We start from the raw sequence: 13496 nt of genomic DNA, 5'->3' as shown, positions 1-13496 counted from the left end.
TTATTTTATCTACTTAACTATTATGCAAAAAAATTTCATTGTGTCATTTCCAGCTTCTCATCCATCATTTTCTCGATCCCGTTGAACAGCTTCATCAAACTGTCTTTTTCCTTATCAGTGAGCCTGGAAAAATGCTTTAAAAATTCGCCGGCCGTTTTCGCCTCAAAGGCCCGGTAGGAATTAACCGCGCCTTTCCCGGAATCGGTGAGATAGAGCTCCACAACCCGCTCATTGCCGCTGAGACGTTTTTTCACAGCATATTTTTTATTCGTGAGTTTCCTGACCAGCTGTGACGCCGCGCTGGCGCTTATATACAATTCATCGGCTATCGACGAAACGGTAATTCCCGGCTTCATGGATATGATGATAAGGACCTGTATTTCAGCGGGGTACAAGACATGGCCGAGCTCGTACTGGACTTTCCTGTTCCTGAAGGCATTGAATTTGTTTACAATGCGGTTGAACTGGGCGTTTAAGGAGAGCAGATCATTGTTCTTCATGCATGCAATATATAATTAAGCTACTTAAATGTCAAGTTAATAAACTATTTTTTTCTGGAAAGTGCCGTCAACCGTCCCGCTGCTGATTCCGTCGCTCACCGGGCCTTTTTCCTGTAACGCTCGGGCATCTTCAACATGGAGCGGGCAGCCTCATCGGGCTCGTCGAGACGAATGGCATAGGAGCCCGATTTCTTCCCGGTGGTTATGAGCACGACAGCCCTCCCTTTTTCCAGGAAACAGATGTTATCATAGGGCGCAGTTCCGGACCACCGGGAGCTGAATACATCAACGAGTTTACCGCCCTGGTACACGTAGCCGCGGGGGTTCAGGCCCTTTTCAGCCTCCAGGTTAAACCGCAAAAGGGGATTTTCGTTTTCCAGATTGATACTATAATGATCTGCGAAGGACCCGTCCGGCAGGCGTCCGCTCTTTTCTCCCAGCTGTCCCTTCCTCGTTTCGTTCATTCCGATGGGCCGCGCCCCCGGCGGATCGCTTATCGCTGCGTCAACGGCATCCAGTCTTTTGAATTTTCCAAGCTGAATCTCGTTCCCGCCGCTGTAACCATGGCCTCCCCCATAGGAGTGCCAGTAGGAGAAGGAAACTTTACCCGTGCAGGAAAAGGAATCACCCCCGGCCGAAATGCGGACAAAACCCTGGCCGCTGCTGCCGGTGCTCTCCGGCCCAAGCTCAATATCCATGGAATCGGGCCGCAGTTTGTCACCGGCTGGCCATCCGCACAGGGCCGTCATCAGGTCTGAGCCGGCGGCGGTGCCTGGATTGTCCATGAGGGAGAGCAGCTCTTTCTTGACCGCCCCCCGGGCGCAGCCGAGCATCATCACGCAGAGTATCATCAGTTGAAATCCATTTTTCATCATTCAGTGCACCTTTATCATTCAATGGACTTATTGCACATCTGGATCTTTAAATCGGGGTTAAGAGGCGAAGACCGAGCGGACAGGATGTTTCATTAATGCCAGCCCTAAAAGCCCCCCGCGAGGGCGAGACGCAATTTCGCAACAAGTCTGATATTTTGTGGATAGTATATACATTTTGTCAGGCTGGTCAACGATCATTTTGTTGGGTGTTGATCAACAGCATGAAATATTTTTACCCGCCCTATCAATAAATTCTCGACAGCACCGCAGTATCGATGGGAGAATCAATGAGAGGTTCCGATCATGTCGCGCAGACCCGCATGGTGGCTCAAAGTTTTAGCGAAAACGTTCCCCCTCTCGGGGGGGATCGTGAAGGCGACCCATCTGCCCCTGGCCGGCCCCCTGGTGAAAAAGCTGGTGGTCCCCATCCTGAGCGGGAAAAATTTCAATATCACCTATCTGCCTATCAACAGGGCCATAGCCGGGGCCGGGAGCTCCTATCTTCCCCTGGCGATCATCGAGGAGCTCATCCGGAGCGCCTCCAGCCGCGCCATCATCAAACGGTGCACCTGCAGGGACGGCAACCATTGCGCCAATCATTCGATCGAGCTGGCCTGCATCTTCCTGGGAGACGGCGCCGCTGAAATCGACCCGGCCGTCTCGATCCATAGCGGCGTCGAGGAAACCATCGCCCACGCCCGGGCCTGCGTGGAAAACGGCCTCATCCCCTTCGCGGGACGGTTCAAGCCGGACAACTTCCTCTGGGGCGTCAGGGACCGCGGAAAGCTATTGACGATATGCTTCTGCTGCCGCTGCTGCTGCACCATCATGAACAACCGGAAATTCATGCCGAGGGAAATCGAGGAATCCATCATCAAGCTCAAGGGCCTTTCCATGGCCGTGGATACCGCGCGCTGCACCCGGTGCGGAACCTGCGCGGAACACTGCTTTGCCGGGGCCGCGACTGTCAACGAAGGGGGAGCGGTTATCGACCGGGAGCGATGCAGGGGCTGCGGCATTTGCGCCACCCTCTGTCCCGAAAAGGCGATCACCGCAACAATCGACTCGGTCGAAGAGGCGATCGACGAGCTGACAGGACGCATCAGCGGCATCATCCAGTACCGCTGATGATAATAGGAGATATTAATATTTATATGGAGGAATCACTGACATGAAAAAGTTCGTTATCGCCACCGGCCTCTTCAACATCGGCGCGGCCCTGACCTTCATCATACCGGGGGGCCTTGCCCCGACGGGCATCACCGCGCCGGACAACCGCTTCTGGCTGCTGCTCCCGGCGTTCTTCCTGCTTTTCATGGGGATCATGCTGATCTTCGCGGCCCGCGACCTGGAGCACCGGGCGGTCATCGTCTTCTGGGACGGCATGCTGCGCACTGCGGCCTTCTTCCTGTTCGCGTGGCTCGGCTATTCCACGGGAAATATCATGGCGGGACTGCTGGGGGTTGTGGACCTGGCCATCGCCCTGGCCTACTTCATCGGGCTGCCCCGCGCCCTGGGCCGTGACTTCATGGACATACTTCTGGACCGGCGATAGGCCCTGCGGACAGCAAGGAGGCTTTCATGAAGAACTTGTTCCGATACGGCCCCACGAAAAAAATGGCCAAGGTCGCCACGGACCTGACCTGGCCCCTCATGACCATGGGAAAGCGCTGGAGCGATTACCCGGTGCTGAAGCACTTCATCAGCCTCTTCTTCCGGTATCCCCACAACGAGGTCACATCCATTCCTATCGGCGTGGAGGTTCCCCGCCAGGGAAGCGTCGTGGTGCCGACCGAGGCGGTGGAGCGCTTCGTCTGCGAGGCGTCCCATATCGTGATCTTCGACGAATGCGTGTGCCGGAAGAAATTCCAGTGTACCAACCATCCAATCAACATCGGCTGCATGGCCCTCGGAAAGGGCGCGGAGAGGATCCACCCCTCCCACGGCAGGCGCGCCACCTACGACGAGGCGAAGGCCCACGTGCGCAGGGCGGCAGAGGCAGGCCTCATAGCCAACATTGCCCACGTCTGGATCGACGTGGTGGCCTTCGGCCTCCCCGATTTCAAGCACCTGATGTTCATCTGCTTCTGCGACGACTGCTGCTGCATGTACCGCACGGACATGAAGCGGCCCGGCCCCAACCTCGACCGGGCCTATCACCGCCTGCCGGGCATATCGGTCCGAGTCGACCCGAAACTATGCAACGGCTGCGGGATCTGCGCGGAGGGATGCTTCGCCGCCATGGTGCGGATCGAGGACGGCGCCGCGCGCATACTGGATTCTTGCAAGGGATGTGGCCGCTGCGTCAAGGCCTGCCCGACGGGGGCCCTCTCCCTCGTCATGGACGACCAGGACGCGCTGTTCCGGCGGATCATGGAGCGGGTGCGGAAGGTGGCCGACATCTCGTGACGGCCGTTGCGCCTGGGTTTTCTTTTTTAGTTTGACATTCCCCCGAAAGCCTTTCATAACATTGTCATGGCACTCGCAAAAAATGCCCTGACAGACCAGCGGCCGCCGCGCCGCGTTACCTGGGAAATGGTGGACTGGGGACGCAAGCTCAACATAATGTTCGGCATGGTATGGCTTATCGCCTGGGGAACGTTCATGGTCATGAAAGAGCCGCCGCTGTGGGACCATGTCATCCTGAACCGCCATGGCGTCACCGCGTCGGCCCGCCTGGTCCACATCCGCCGCCTCCCCGGCACGATAAACAGAAATCCCTTGTACACCATCGAAATCAGCTTCAAAGACAGGCAGGGGCGCGCCGTCAACGCAAGACTCTGGTCCTACGACAACGACTTCATGGCCCGGCTCGATCCCGGCAGGCCGGTGGCGGTCGAATACGATCCGCGGAAGCCTTCACGCTGCCGCTTCGCCGGCGATACCATCAGCATCATGGACCTTCTCAGTGTTATTTTCATTGCCGCGGGCCTCGGGCTTTTCCTGACATCGTACCTTTCCGGCAGGAACCGGCTCCAACTCCTGCGCAACGGCACGGCCGCCTCGGCCCTGGTGACCAGGATCAGAGCCACGTCCCAGTCGCGGAAAAGCGGCCGGATCATGGTCGTGCGCTATGAATTTACCACTGACACCGGCAGGCAGATAAGCGGCTTCTATAAGACAACGGCGCCCCCGGAGGAAGGAAAGGAGATACCGGTTGTATACGATCCACGGCGGCCATTGCGGAACACGACGGTATAACTGACCTCAGCATATCATCCGGCACAGCCCGCACCAGAAATTACCTTGACAAAAATATCCATCGATCGCCTCCTAAATTCACTATTTCTCAGGGCGGGGTGAAATTCCCCACCGGCGGTATCCCGGATTTTCCGGGGAGCCCGCGAGCGCTTTCCACTAGAAGGAAAGGTCAGCAGATCCGGTGAGATGCCGGAGCCGACGGTTACAGTCCGGATGGAAGAGATTAGGGATCCGCGGATGCTGTCATCTCGCAGGATGTTTCATTATCTTCAAGCAAACCTGTCTTTTCACAAGCCCTGATTCTGGTAAATTTTTTACATTGGAGCTATTACCATGGATCAGATCATCAATCACAACCATCAGCTAAAACATTTCGGCGATTCCCGGGAGCGGGTCGAGGGAGCCATCGCCGCCATTCGTGAAGGCCGGGGAATTCTCGTGACCGACGACGAGGACCGGGAGAACGAAGGTGACATCATTTTTTCGGCGGAGCGCCTGACGGTGGGCCAGATGGCCATGCTTATACGGGAAGGGAGCGGAATCGTGTGCCTCTGCCTCACGCCGGACCGGGTGGAGACGCTGGAGCTTCCGATGATGGTGGACGCAAACACCAGCGCCTACGGAACGGCTTTCACGGTTTCAATCGAAGCGGCCCGGGGTGTGACCACCGGCGTGTCCGCCGCGGACCGCGTCGCCACAGTCAGGGCCGCCATAGCGGAGGGCGCGCGGCCCGACGACCTCCGGCGGCCGGGCCACGTCTTTCCCCTCAGGGCGCGCCCCGGCGGGGTGATGGAGCGGCGCGGCCACACCGAGGCCACGGTGGACCTGATGCGCATCGCGGGGCTCAAGCCCTGCGGCGTGCTCTGCGAGCTCACCAACGCCGACGGCACCATGGCGAAATTGCCGGGCGTCATCGACTTCGCACTGAAGCACGTCATGCCCGTCATGACGGTGGACGATCTCGTCCAGTATCGGGAAGAGCGGGGGCTCTGAGCCGGCAACTTCCCTACTGCGGGCTGAGGCCGCCGCAGGCAGACCAGTGCTGGCCCGTCACGTAGCTCGCCTCGTCCGAGGAGAGGAAGAGCACGACCCCGGCCACTTCCCCGGACTCGCCGAGGCGGCTCACGCCCTGTGTGGCCAGGTGCGTCTTGAGAAGGTCTTCGCCGAAGACACGGTTCAGCGCCCCGGTCTTTATCATGCCGGGGGCCACCGCGTTCACCAGGATTCCCTGCCCCATGACCTCCATGGCCAGGGACTTGGTGAACTGCGCCACCGCGGCCTTGGACGCGCCGTAGAGCGACAGGTACTGCGACCCGGTCTTCACGCCGGCCGTGGTGATGTTCACGATCCTGCCGTAGCCCTGCTTCGCCATCTGCGGCAGCACGGCCCAGCAGCAGTTCAGGGTGCCCCGCAGGGTGGTGTTTATCTCCCCGTCCCATTCATGGGGCTCGGTGTTCATGAAGGGCTTCAGGCTGATATTCGTGTAGGCCGCGTTGTTGACCAGGATGTCTATCCGCCCGAATTCGCCGAGGGCCTTCGCGGCCATCTCCTTAACGCTGTCGGGGCTGCTGATGTCTGTCTTCACCGGCAGCGCCCTGCCGCCGCTCTCTTTTATTTTTTTCGCGTGGCCCTCCAGGTTATCGGTCACGCAGTCGGCAAGGACGACGCTCGCACCTTCCCTGCCGAAGGCCATGGCAATGGCCTCGCCGATCCCCGTGTTGCAGCCGGTCACAATGGCGACCTTGTCTTTGAATCTCATATATGTTTCTCCTTGGCAATGTGGTAATACTTCTTCCACGATTATCCGGCCGGATGCACATCTGTCAAGGATAATGCCTCGACTGCGCGGTTCCTGAGCAAAGCCGAAGGGCGGCAATCATGCCTCGACAGGCTCGGGTCGCGGTATTTTCTTTTGGGGTGGGGAGCTATCCCGTGAACAGGCGGCACGGATGCCGCCGGCAGCCGAGTCTTACAGGATGTAACTACGAGGCGGAGTGAGCGGGATAGCTCCCCATCCCAATAATTTGACTGCTACTGATCACGAGCCCGTCGAGGCACAGTAACCCAAGGGGTTATTGTTGTTCGATCAGGCCGCCCCGGGGATGTGCGACGATAAAACGCGTCAGATAACAATTGACAAAATATGTATAAATGCTTCACTGAAGCATAGTCGGTGACCGGATCGGAATGGCAAAACGGTTCGATTATCACCATGCGAGAGACGCGGCAGGAATAAACAGTGCACGATCCCCTGAATTTATTGTCCTTAGCGAGCATATGTTCGGTGATCGCCATCGCCTTCGGCTATTTCTCGGAAAATAGAAAAAAAGCCGACATGATCATCGTTTTTACCTTCTGTTCGCTATGGGGAATCTTCACCCTGTTCATTCTGGCGGAGGAAACCGGCGCCATCTATTCGTATCCTCAATTCCTCCATGTCAACGAGCCTTTCGAGCTTTTCATGGGCCCCCTGATATACTATCGTTTCAGGATACTGGTGGAAGGGAAAATGAAGCTCAGCCTTCTCACCCTGCTCCTTTTTGCGCCGGGGATCCTGGCGGTCCTCTATTTCATCCCCTATTTCACGCTGAGCGGACAGGAGAAGCTCGCCCTGGCCGGGTTCCAGAACATTCAGAACGGCGCCGTGCGCGCCATATATCTTGCGATCGTGTACGGCCAGACTCCATGGTTCGTATTCTGCCTAGCCCTTTTCATCGTCCACGGGTCCAGGATGCTTTCCGCCAAAGGGCTTCGGCTGATAATGCAGAAAAAAGTCCTCGTTGCTTATAATCTTCTCTGGATAACCATCGCCATAACCGGGTATGCCGTATATCTCACGGGGCAGAGCGGCATGATACGGGTGATGATAATCGTCACCAACTGCATGATCGTCCTTTTTTACTTCATAGAAAAGAAATACCCCGAATTGTTCCTCCTGATACGGGAAGACTCGAGCGAGACCAGGTACAAGCGGTCGATGCTCGGGGGCGTCAATACCGGCGCCGTCGTGGAGCGCATACAGGAGCTCATGGAGCTTGAACGGCTCTATCTCGACGAGGACCTGTCGCTGAAAAGCCTGGGCTCCCGCCTCGGCATCACGCCCCACCAGCTTTCGGAGATTCTCAACGGCACGGTGCGCGCCACGTTCCCCACTTTCGTGAACGCGTACCGGATCGAAGAAGCGAAGAAAATGCTCCTGGAAAACGAGAATATCGGCGTCATCAACGCGGCCTATGAATGCGGGTTCAAATCGAAAAACGCCTTTAACAACGCGTTTTCCAGGCGTGAAGGCATGACTCCCACGGAATTCATACAGCAAAGCAAAAAAAGGCGGGCCTGAACCATGGACGCCATCCTTAACGCATTAATTTTCGCGGCCGCCTGCTGGCTTATAACGATTTCCTTCGGGATTTTCATGGAAAAAAGAAATAGAACGGAAATCATAGTCATTTTCTCCCTGTTATTTCTCTGGGGAGCGGACTCCCTGTTCATGCTGTCAGAGGATACCTTTTTTTATCGATATTATCCGCATCTCCTGTATCTCAACCAGCCCTTCGAGCTTTTTCTGGGCCCCCTGGTGTATTGCCGTTTCAAGATAATGATAGAAGGAAAAATTCGATTGGACCCTCTTACCGCGCTCCTATTCGCGCCGGGGGTCCTTGCGGTCGTTTATTTCATTCCCTTTTTCCTGCAAAGCCCGGAAGTAAAGCTCGCGTCCGTGGGGTTCGATACCATTCATAGCGGGGCGGCGCGCGGCATCTATCTCTTCATCATGTACTCAGCGGCGCCGTATTTAATCGCATGCCTTGTCCTCGGGGTCATTCACGGTTACCGGACCCTTTCAAAAAGAGGCATCCGGCTTTTGATACAGAAAAAGTATTTCCTTGGCTATAATCTTTTATGGATATCCATGCTTTTCATCATTTATATCGCGATAGTCTCGGATAAGAGCCTGATGCACCGGTGGACGGTTCTCGTCATAACCGTCCTGCTCATTATTTCTTATTATTGGGAAAAAAAACACGCCGATTTTTTTCTTGAAATGCAAAAGGACGCGAGCGCGACACGATACGCGAAATCGATGCTCCGCGGCATCGACACGAAGGCGGTGATCGAGCGCCTGCAGGAGCTCATGGAGCTCGAAAAGATCTATCTTGACGAGGGCCTGTCCCTGCAGCAGTTAAGCGCCCTTCTCGGCATCACACCCCATCAGCTTTCTGAAATATTGAACGACCGGCTCGATACGAATTTTCGCTCCTACGTCAATTCATACAGGATCGGCGCCGCCAAAAAGCTACTCCTGGAGAACGACGCCATGAGTGTCCTCCGCGCGGCCCTCCAGTGCGGCTTTATCTCCAAGACCGTTTTCAATACCGCCTTTCTCAAATCGGAAGGAATGACCCCCACGCAGTTCAGGGATAGAAACAAAAAAACGCCTTCTGATTTGTAAAGCGGAGCGGCAAACGTGAAATTAAAATTGGGGCGCCAGTGTTGAGAGAACGGAAATTGAACCGGAAACGCGGCTATGATTATTCGTCGCCCGGCGCATATTTTGTGACGATATGCGTTCATGGTCGCATGAGAAAAGAACCCGTATTCGGATCGATCAGCAACGGCACAATGTCGTTAAATGAATGGGGCACAGTTGCCGTACGTTACTGGGAAGAAATCCCGGACCATTATGACAACGTGCGGCTGGATGAATACTGCGTTATGCCGGACCATATTCATGGGATTATATGGATTGTTGGTGCCATGACCGTTGGTGACGTACCCGTAAGGACAGAACAATGTTCTGTCCTTACGGGTACGTTATCCAAAATCATCAAATCATTTAAAAACGCGGTAACGAAACATATCGGAAAATCGATATGGCAGCGGTCGTATTACGACCGGATCATCCGCGACAATGACGAATTATACCGCATCAGGGAATATATTAAACGAAATCCAAAAAATTGGGGAAATGACGTGTAGGGACAGAACACTGTTCTGTCCCTACACGTCATTTCCCCATGAAACCGTCAAAGCCCTCCGGTCATTCCGGCGCGTTGACGGTTATATTTATTCTCGCCGAGGCCCTAAGCCCGCTGTTGTTATTCTTAAACTGAATGTAAAAACGACCATCCTCTAACACCGCCTCACCGGGTGGGACATACACTATTCTCGCGAGGATTTTCTGCATCGCATCCAGCGAGGGAGCTGTGAGTTCAAGGACTCTCTCATCACTCATAGGGGTTACTGTAGCGCCCAGCCCGGCGGCATAGGTCTCAAGAGCCGTTCGATTGTAAAATAATCCGACGTTCATAAATATATACAAGTAATAAGGATCCGCGGCCGCGTTGATGGCATCGCAGGTCAATCCGAGGGCAAAGGTGTCTGTATCCGTAGTTGTGCTGAACTCGCCTGCCCAGTAGGATGAGTTGTCTTTACCTAATGTAGGACACCCGAGCGCCGGCGCGAACAGTACCGTCACCGTGTAATCCTGCCACGAACCGTCGGCCGCGGTCACCCGGTAAGTCACCGGATTCGTGAAATCATTGGAGGTGACTCCGCTCACCTGGGCCACCCCTCCCACGGTAACGGAAGCTCCGCTTGTCGCGAAGGTCGCCACCAGGGTTGAACCGTAGGGGAGCTTTGCCGTAATCGACGTACCGCTGATAGTAGTACCTAAATCGATCCCATACTCATGATTGAGGTTATAAACATTAGTATCCACCGGAAAGCTGAAGGCGGTGATCTCCTTCGCGCTGGCCGACGCGACCGTCACCGTGACCGTATAGCTCTGCGTCGATCCGTTGGCCGCGGTCACGGTATAGATCTTCGCCGACGTGAAGTCGTTTGCCGTGGTTCCGCTCGTCTGTTCCACGGTTCCGATCTTCACCGACGTTCCTGTGGTCGTAAATGTCGCGATAAGGTTCGCGATCGAGGCGGTGCCGTTGGGAACCGTAACTGCAATGATGGTTCCCGTTATGGCGCCCGTTACATTGGTGGAAAGAACGCTGTTCTTTGCCGATGTAAATCCGAAGGCGGTGATCTCCTTCGCGGTGTTTATCGCGACCGTCACCGTCACCGTATAATCCCGCGTGGAGCCGTCGGCCGCGGTCACCGTGTAGGTCACGGGACCCGTAAAATCGTTGGCGCTGACTCCGCTCGTCTGGGCCGCACCTCCGACGGAAACGGACTTTCCGGTCGTGGTGAAGGTCGCCTTCAGGGCCGTAACCGTGGTGCCGTACGGGACCGTGACCGCTATGGACGTGCCGCTGATGGTACCGGAAACGTCCGCCGAAAGCCCCAAATTCTTCGCGGAGGTGAAGCTGAAGGCGGTGATACTATGGCCGCTGTCGCCGCCATTCAAAAACAGGGCCAAGAAGGGCGATATCCCGCCGCCGCCGCTTCCACTTTCACAGGCGGTAAAGAACAATCCCGCCGCAACCGTCAAAATTCCAAAAATACGCATATAACGCTTCATATCAATAAACTCCCTGGATTGTATTCGCACTCAAATTAAGCATATTATTTGTTATGGTCGCCCCGTTTTATAAACCCGAACGGGTTTTTTTTATTTTGGACTCCTCTCAAAAACAAAATTTTTATAATGAATCGAAGATAATGTGGTAGCAGTATATTTTGAGGGGTATGGGGCCATCCCGGCGAGTAGGCGACAGGATGTCGCCGATTCCGCCGAGTCAACATGGTGCGCTGGACAGGATGTCCGAGTGCAGAGCCGCGACAGGAGGTCGCATTTGGCTCTGCTTATACGAGGCGGACGAGCGGGATGGCCCATACCCCCAATTTACAACTGCTACTGCATTATGTTTCGCGCGCTGTCATAAAAAATTGTTGCATTAATCCATGTATCTTCCATTTATAGGGAAGGATTTGCTGGATTCCGATGTCCGGCAGTTGTACACAAATAAATACATAAAAAGAAGTATTACCATGACTGAAAGAAGCGCCTTTATTACCGGTGCCGCCACTGGCATCGGCGAAGCACTGTCATTGAAGCTCGACCAAATGGGATGGCGGGTATTCGCCACCTACAACAAGACCCCTCCCGATGAATTGATCAAGAAAGCCTCTCCCCGCCTGACAGCCATGGCCTGCAACGTGGGAGATCCAAAGGAAATCGTGAAAGCCGCGGAACAGGTCGGCAAAGCCCTGAACGGCGGGGCCCTTGACCTGCTGGTCAACAACGCGGCCACCACCACCGGGGCCGAGGGGCCCATCGAATCGCTCAACATCGACGAATTTCATTTCCTGATGGAAGTCAACTTCTGGGCGTCGGTGCGCACCTGCCAGGCCTTTCTCCCCCTTATAAAGAAAAGCGACAGGGGCCGCATCATGAACGTCGATTCCGGGTCGATCTACATGACCATCCCCCTGGGATGCCCCTACCCTGTTTCCAAATGCGCCCTCAGCGCCTTCACCCGCCATCTCCGGGTGGAGATGGAGCCCTTCGGCATCGAGGTGACCGCGCTTGAGCCGGGAGGGGTCCGGACAAAGATGACGTCCTTTACGAAGGAAGAGGAGGAAAAGTCATGGGCCTCCATCCCGGAGCGGCTGCTGCCGGAATATAAAAAATACTTCAACCATCCTGGCGCTCCCATCGACGGGCAATTCGAGTTCTGGCCCCCGGAAAAATTCGCTGAAGAAGTTTACAAGATAATCATCGCGAAAAAATGGAAGCCTTCCTATCTCGTCGGGGCCGGGGTGTGGCCGATGCCGCTGATGCACCGCCTGATGTCCCGGAGCAGGATAGAAAAAATATGGAAGAAAGTCTTTAAAGTGAAATTTTGAGAGGGGCCCATGATAACACATTTTGACGAAAATCTCTGCCACCAGCTGGCCACGACCTTTGACCACGTGTACACCAGCGACCCGCGCTGGACCGAGCGGGTGGTCCTCTACGCCTGGGATACGGAAAGCAACATGAATATCATGACCGGCATGGCGCGCTACGCCAACCGGAACGTGATCGACGCCTACGGCATGGTCACCGTCGGCGGCGAGAAGGCCCACGTGGTGCGGGCCTCCCGGGAGCTCCGGCCCGAGATCGATTCCACGAAGGTGGGGCCCTTCACCTACAGCGTGGTGGAACCGCTGACGAAGGTACGGTCCGCCCTTTCAGACAATCCCCACGGCCTCACCTTTGACCTTTTATTCAACGGGGACTACGATCCCTATGAGCAGATCCCCATGTTCTCCCGGAGGAACGGCCGAATCCTGGAGGAGGCACGGCGCTACTACCAGCTCGGCCGTCCCGGGGGATGGATAGAGGTGGCCGGCAAGCGCATAGAAATCAATCCGAAAAAGTGGTACATCGGCCGCGACCACTCCTGGGGCGTGCGCCGCGGCGGCGGCGGCGGGGCCTGGCCCGAGCCGATGGCCCAGCCGGAAGCGCCCCCTCCGGGCGTGCTCTACTTCATGTGCATCTTCGACTTCGGCACGTGGATGGTCCATTGCGCCGTGCGGGAGGACCACCAGGGCAGGCCCAACCACTTCGAGGGCTGGGTGAGCTATCCCCGGGGAAGCGCGAAATACGGGCAGCAGATCCAGCTGACCGGCGTGGACCACGACCTTACCTTCCGGAAGGACGCCCGCCTGGCGACAAAAGGCCGCGTCACCCTGTCGGCCATCGACGGCACGAAGATCGAGATCGACTTCACAGCTGCGTCCCTCTTCCTGCCCGGCCTGGCCGGCTACGACAACTACAATGGCTACTGCTCCGGCATGTGGAAGGGCCCGTCGTGGATGGACGGGTTCGTCACCGATATCAACGATCCGGCCGAGTACGGAAAGGTGAGGATGCTGAGCGAGACCATCTGCGTCGCCCGCTGCGGCTCCGACACCGGCCATGGCCTGCTGGAGATGGTCAATCTCGGGAAAGTGGAAAAATACGGGTACCAGAGCTACTGAC

14 protein-coding genes and 1 riboswitch are annotated in these 13496 nt (G+C 56.1%); of the genes, 10 read left to right on the top strand and 4 right to left on the bottom strand.

The window, feature by feature from the left end; genetic code table 11:
* Nucleotides 1–35 precede the first annotated feature (35 nt).
* A complete protein-coding gene (locus tag KA369_10905; protein MBP7736471.1) occupies nucleotides 36–500 on the bottom strand; it encodes a winged helix-turn-helix transcriptional regulator in 465 nt (154 codons plus the stop codon).
* 95 nt (nucleotides 501–595) lie between these two features.
* On the bottom strand, nucleotides 596–1375 hold the full coding sequence (locus KA369_10900; protein ID MBP7736470.1) for a hypothetical protein: 780 nt from the start codon (nucleotides 1373–1375) through the stop codon (nucleotides 596–598).
* Between the two features lie 303 nt (nucleotides 1376–1678).
* On the opposite strand from KA369_10900, the gene KA369_10895 reads away from it, so the two are divergent.
* The 5 genes from KA369_10895 to ribB all read left to right on the top strand — a co-directional run bounded on the left by KA369_10895 (nucleotide 1679) and on the right by ribB (nucleotide 5569).
* Entirely contained in the window at nucleotides 1679–2503 is an 825-nt protein-coding gene (locus KA369_10895; GenBank protein MBP7736469.1) for a 4Fe-4S binding protein, read from the top strand.
* Nucleotides 2504–2546: 43 nt separating this feature from the next.
* Nucleotides 2547–2930 (top strand): hypothetical protein, encoded by a 384-nt coding sequence (locus tag KA369_10890; protein ID MBP7736468.1) that lies wholly within the window; start codon nucleotides 2547–2549, stop codon nucleotides 2928–2930.
* Between the two features lie 26 nt (nucleotides 2931–2956).
* A complete protein-coding gene (locus tag KA369_10885) occupies nucleotides 2957–3784 on the top strand; it encodes a 4Fe-4S binding protein (protein MBP7736467.1) in 828 nt (275 codons plus the stop codon).
* 66 nt (nucleotides 3785–3850) lie between these two features.
* Nucleotides 3851–4576: a DUF3592 domain-containing protein gene (locus tag KA369_10880; GenBank protein MBP7736466.1), complete on the top strand. Its 726-nt coding sequence runs from the start codon at nucleotides 3851–3853 to the stop codon at nucleotides 4574–4576.
* A gap of 80 nt (nucleotides 4577–4656) precedes the next feature.
* Nucleotides 4657–4805, top strand: a riboswitch (FMN riboswitch).
* Nucleotides 4806–4909: 104 nt separating this feature from the next.
* Entirely contained in the window at nucleotides 4910–5569 is a 660-nt protein-coding gene (gene ribB / locus KA369_10875) for a 3,4-dihydroxy-2-butanone-4-phosphate synthase (protein MBP7736465.1), read from the top strand.
* Between the two features lie 13 nt (nucleotides 5570–5582).
* On the opposite strand, the gene KA369_10870 is transcribed toward ribB, so the two are convergent.
* A complete protein-coding gene (locus KA369_10870; protein ID MBP7736464.1) occupies nucleotides 5583–6335 on the bottom strand; it encodes an SDR family oxidoreductase in 753 nt (250 codons plus the stop codon).
* Between the two features lie 525 nt (nucleotides 6336–6860).
* Between KA369_10870 and KA369_10865 the strand changes: the two genes are divergently transcribed.
* The 3 genes from KA369_10865 to KA369_10855 are packed head-to-tail and all read left to right on the top strand — an operon-like array spanning nucleotide 6861 to nucleotide 9553.
* A complete protein-coding gene (locus KA369_10865; GenBank protein MBP7736463.1) occupies nucleotides 6861–7916 on the top strand; it encodes a helix-turn-helix transcriptional regulator in 1056 nt (351 codons plus the stop codon).
* Between the two features lie 3 nt (nucleotides 7917–7919).
* On the top strand, nucleotides 7920–9026 hold the full coding sequence (locus KA369_10860; protein ID MBP7736462.1) for an AraC family transcriptional regulator: 1107 nt from the start codon (nucleotides 7920–7922) through the stop codon (nucleotides 9024–9026).
* 20 nt (nucleotides 9027–9046) lie between these two features.
* A complete protein-coding gene (locus KA369_10855) occupies nucleotides 9047–9553 on the top strand; it encodes a transposase (GenBank protein ID MBP7736461.1) in 507 nt (168 codons plus the stop codon).
* Between the two features lie 61 nt (nucleotides 9554–9614).
* Here KA369_10855 and KA369_10850 read toward each other — a convergent pair whose 3' ends face one another.
* A complete protein-coding gene (locus KA369_10850) occupies nucleotides 9615–11048 on the bottom strand; it encodes a hypothetical protein (protein ID MBP7736460.1) in 1434 nt (477 codons plus the stop codon).
* Between the two features lie 470 nt (nucleotides 11049–11518).
* Here KA369_10850 and KA369_10845 point away from each other — a divergent pair, with 470 nt between their 5' ends.
* Both KA369_10845 and KA369_10840 read left to right on the top strand, forming a co-directional pair.
* On the top strand, nucleotides 11519–12376 hold the full coding sequence (locus tag KA369_10845) for an SDR family NAD(P)-dependent oxidoreductase (protein ID MBP7736459.1): 858 nt from the start codon (nucleotides 11519–11521) through the stop codon (nucleotides 12374–12376).
* A 9-nt stretch (nucleotides 12377–12385) separates the two neighbouring features.
* On the top strand, nucleotides 12386–13495 hold the full coding sequence (locus KA369_10840) for a hypothetical protein (GenBank protein MBP7736458.1): 1110 nt from the start codon (nucleotides 12386–12388) through the stop codon (nucleotides 13493–13495).
* Nucleotide 13496: the final 1 nt, after the last annotated feature.

The sequence above is a fragment of the Spirochaetota bacterium genome (assembly GCA_017999915.1).
Classification (GTDB): Bacteria; Spirochaetota; UBA4802; order UBA4802; family UBA5550; genus RBG-16-49-21.
Note: the sequence above shows the minus strand (reverse complement) of the source record. Positions and strands in the feature narration are given on the sequence as shown.

What these genes read in the sequence shown, in the direction of transcription:
- KA369_10880 (MBP7736466.1), top strand. Translation starts at nt 3,851, where the DNA reads ATGGCACTCGCAAAAAATGCCCTGACAGACCAGCGGCCGCCGCGCCGC.
- KA369_10860 (MBP7736462.1), top strand. Translation starts at nt 7,920, where the DNA reads ATGGACGCCATCCTTAACGCATTAATTTTCGCGGCCGCCTGCTGGCTT.
- KA369_10845 (MBP7736459.1), top strand. Translation starts at nt 11,519, where the DNA reads ATGACTGAAAGAAGCGCCTTTATTACCGGTGCCGCCACTGGCATCGGC.
- KA369_10850 (MBP7736460.1), bottom strand. Translation starts at nt 11,048, where the DNA reads ATGAAGCGTTATATGCGTATTTTTGGAATTTTGACGGTTGCGGCGGGA.
- KA369_10890 (MBP7736468.1), top strand. Translation starts at nt 2,547, where the DNA reads ATGAAAAAGTTCGTTATCGCCACCGGCCTCTTCAACATCGGCGCGGCC.
- KA369_10840 (MBP7736458.1), top strand. Translation starts at nt 12,386, where the DNA reads ATGATAACACATTTTGACGAAAATCTCTGCCACCAGCTGGCCACGACC.
- KA369_10895 (MBP7736469.1), top strand. Translation starts at nt 1,679, where the DNA reads ATGTCGCGCAGACCCGCATGGTGGCTCAAAGTTTTAGCGAAAACGTTC.
- KA369_10885 (MBP7736467.1), top strand. Translation starts at nt 2,957, where the DNA reads ATGAAGAACTTGTTCCGATACGGCCCCACGAAAAAAATGGCCAAGGTC.
- ribB (MBP7736465.1), top strand. Translation starts at nt 4,910, where the DNA reads ATGGATCAGATCATCAATCACAACCATCAGCTAAAACATTTCGGCGAT.
- KA369_10900 (MBP7736470.1), bottom strand. Translation starts at nt 1,375, where the DNA reads ATGATGAAAAATGGATTTCAACTGATGATACTCTGCGTGATGATGCTC.
- KA369_10870 (MBP7736464.1), bottom strand. Translation starts at nt 6,335, where the DNA reads ATGAGATTCAAAGACAAGGTCGCCATTGTGACCGGCTGCAACACGGGG.
- KA369_10905 (MBP7736471.1), bottom strand. Translation starts at nt 500, where the DNA reads ATGAAGAACAATGATCTGCTCTCCTTAAACGCCCAGTTCAACCGCATT.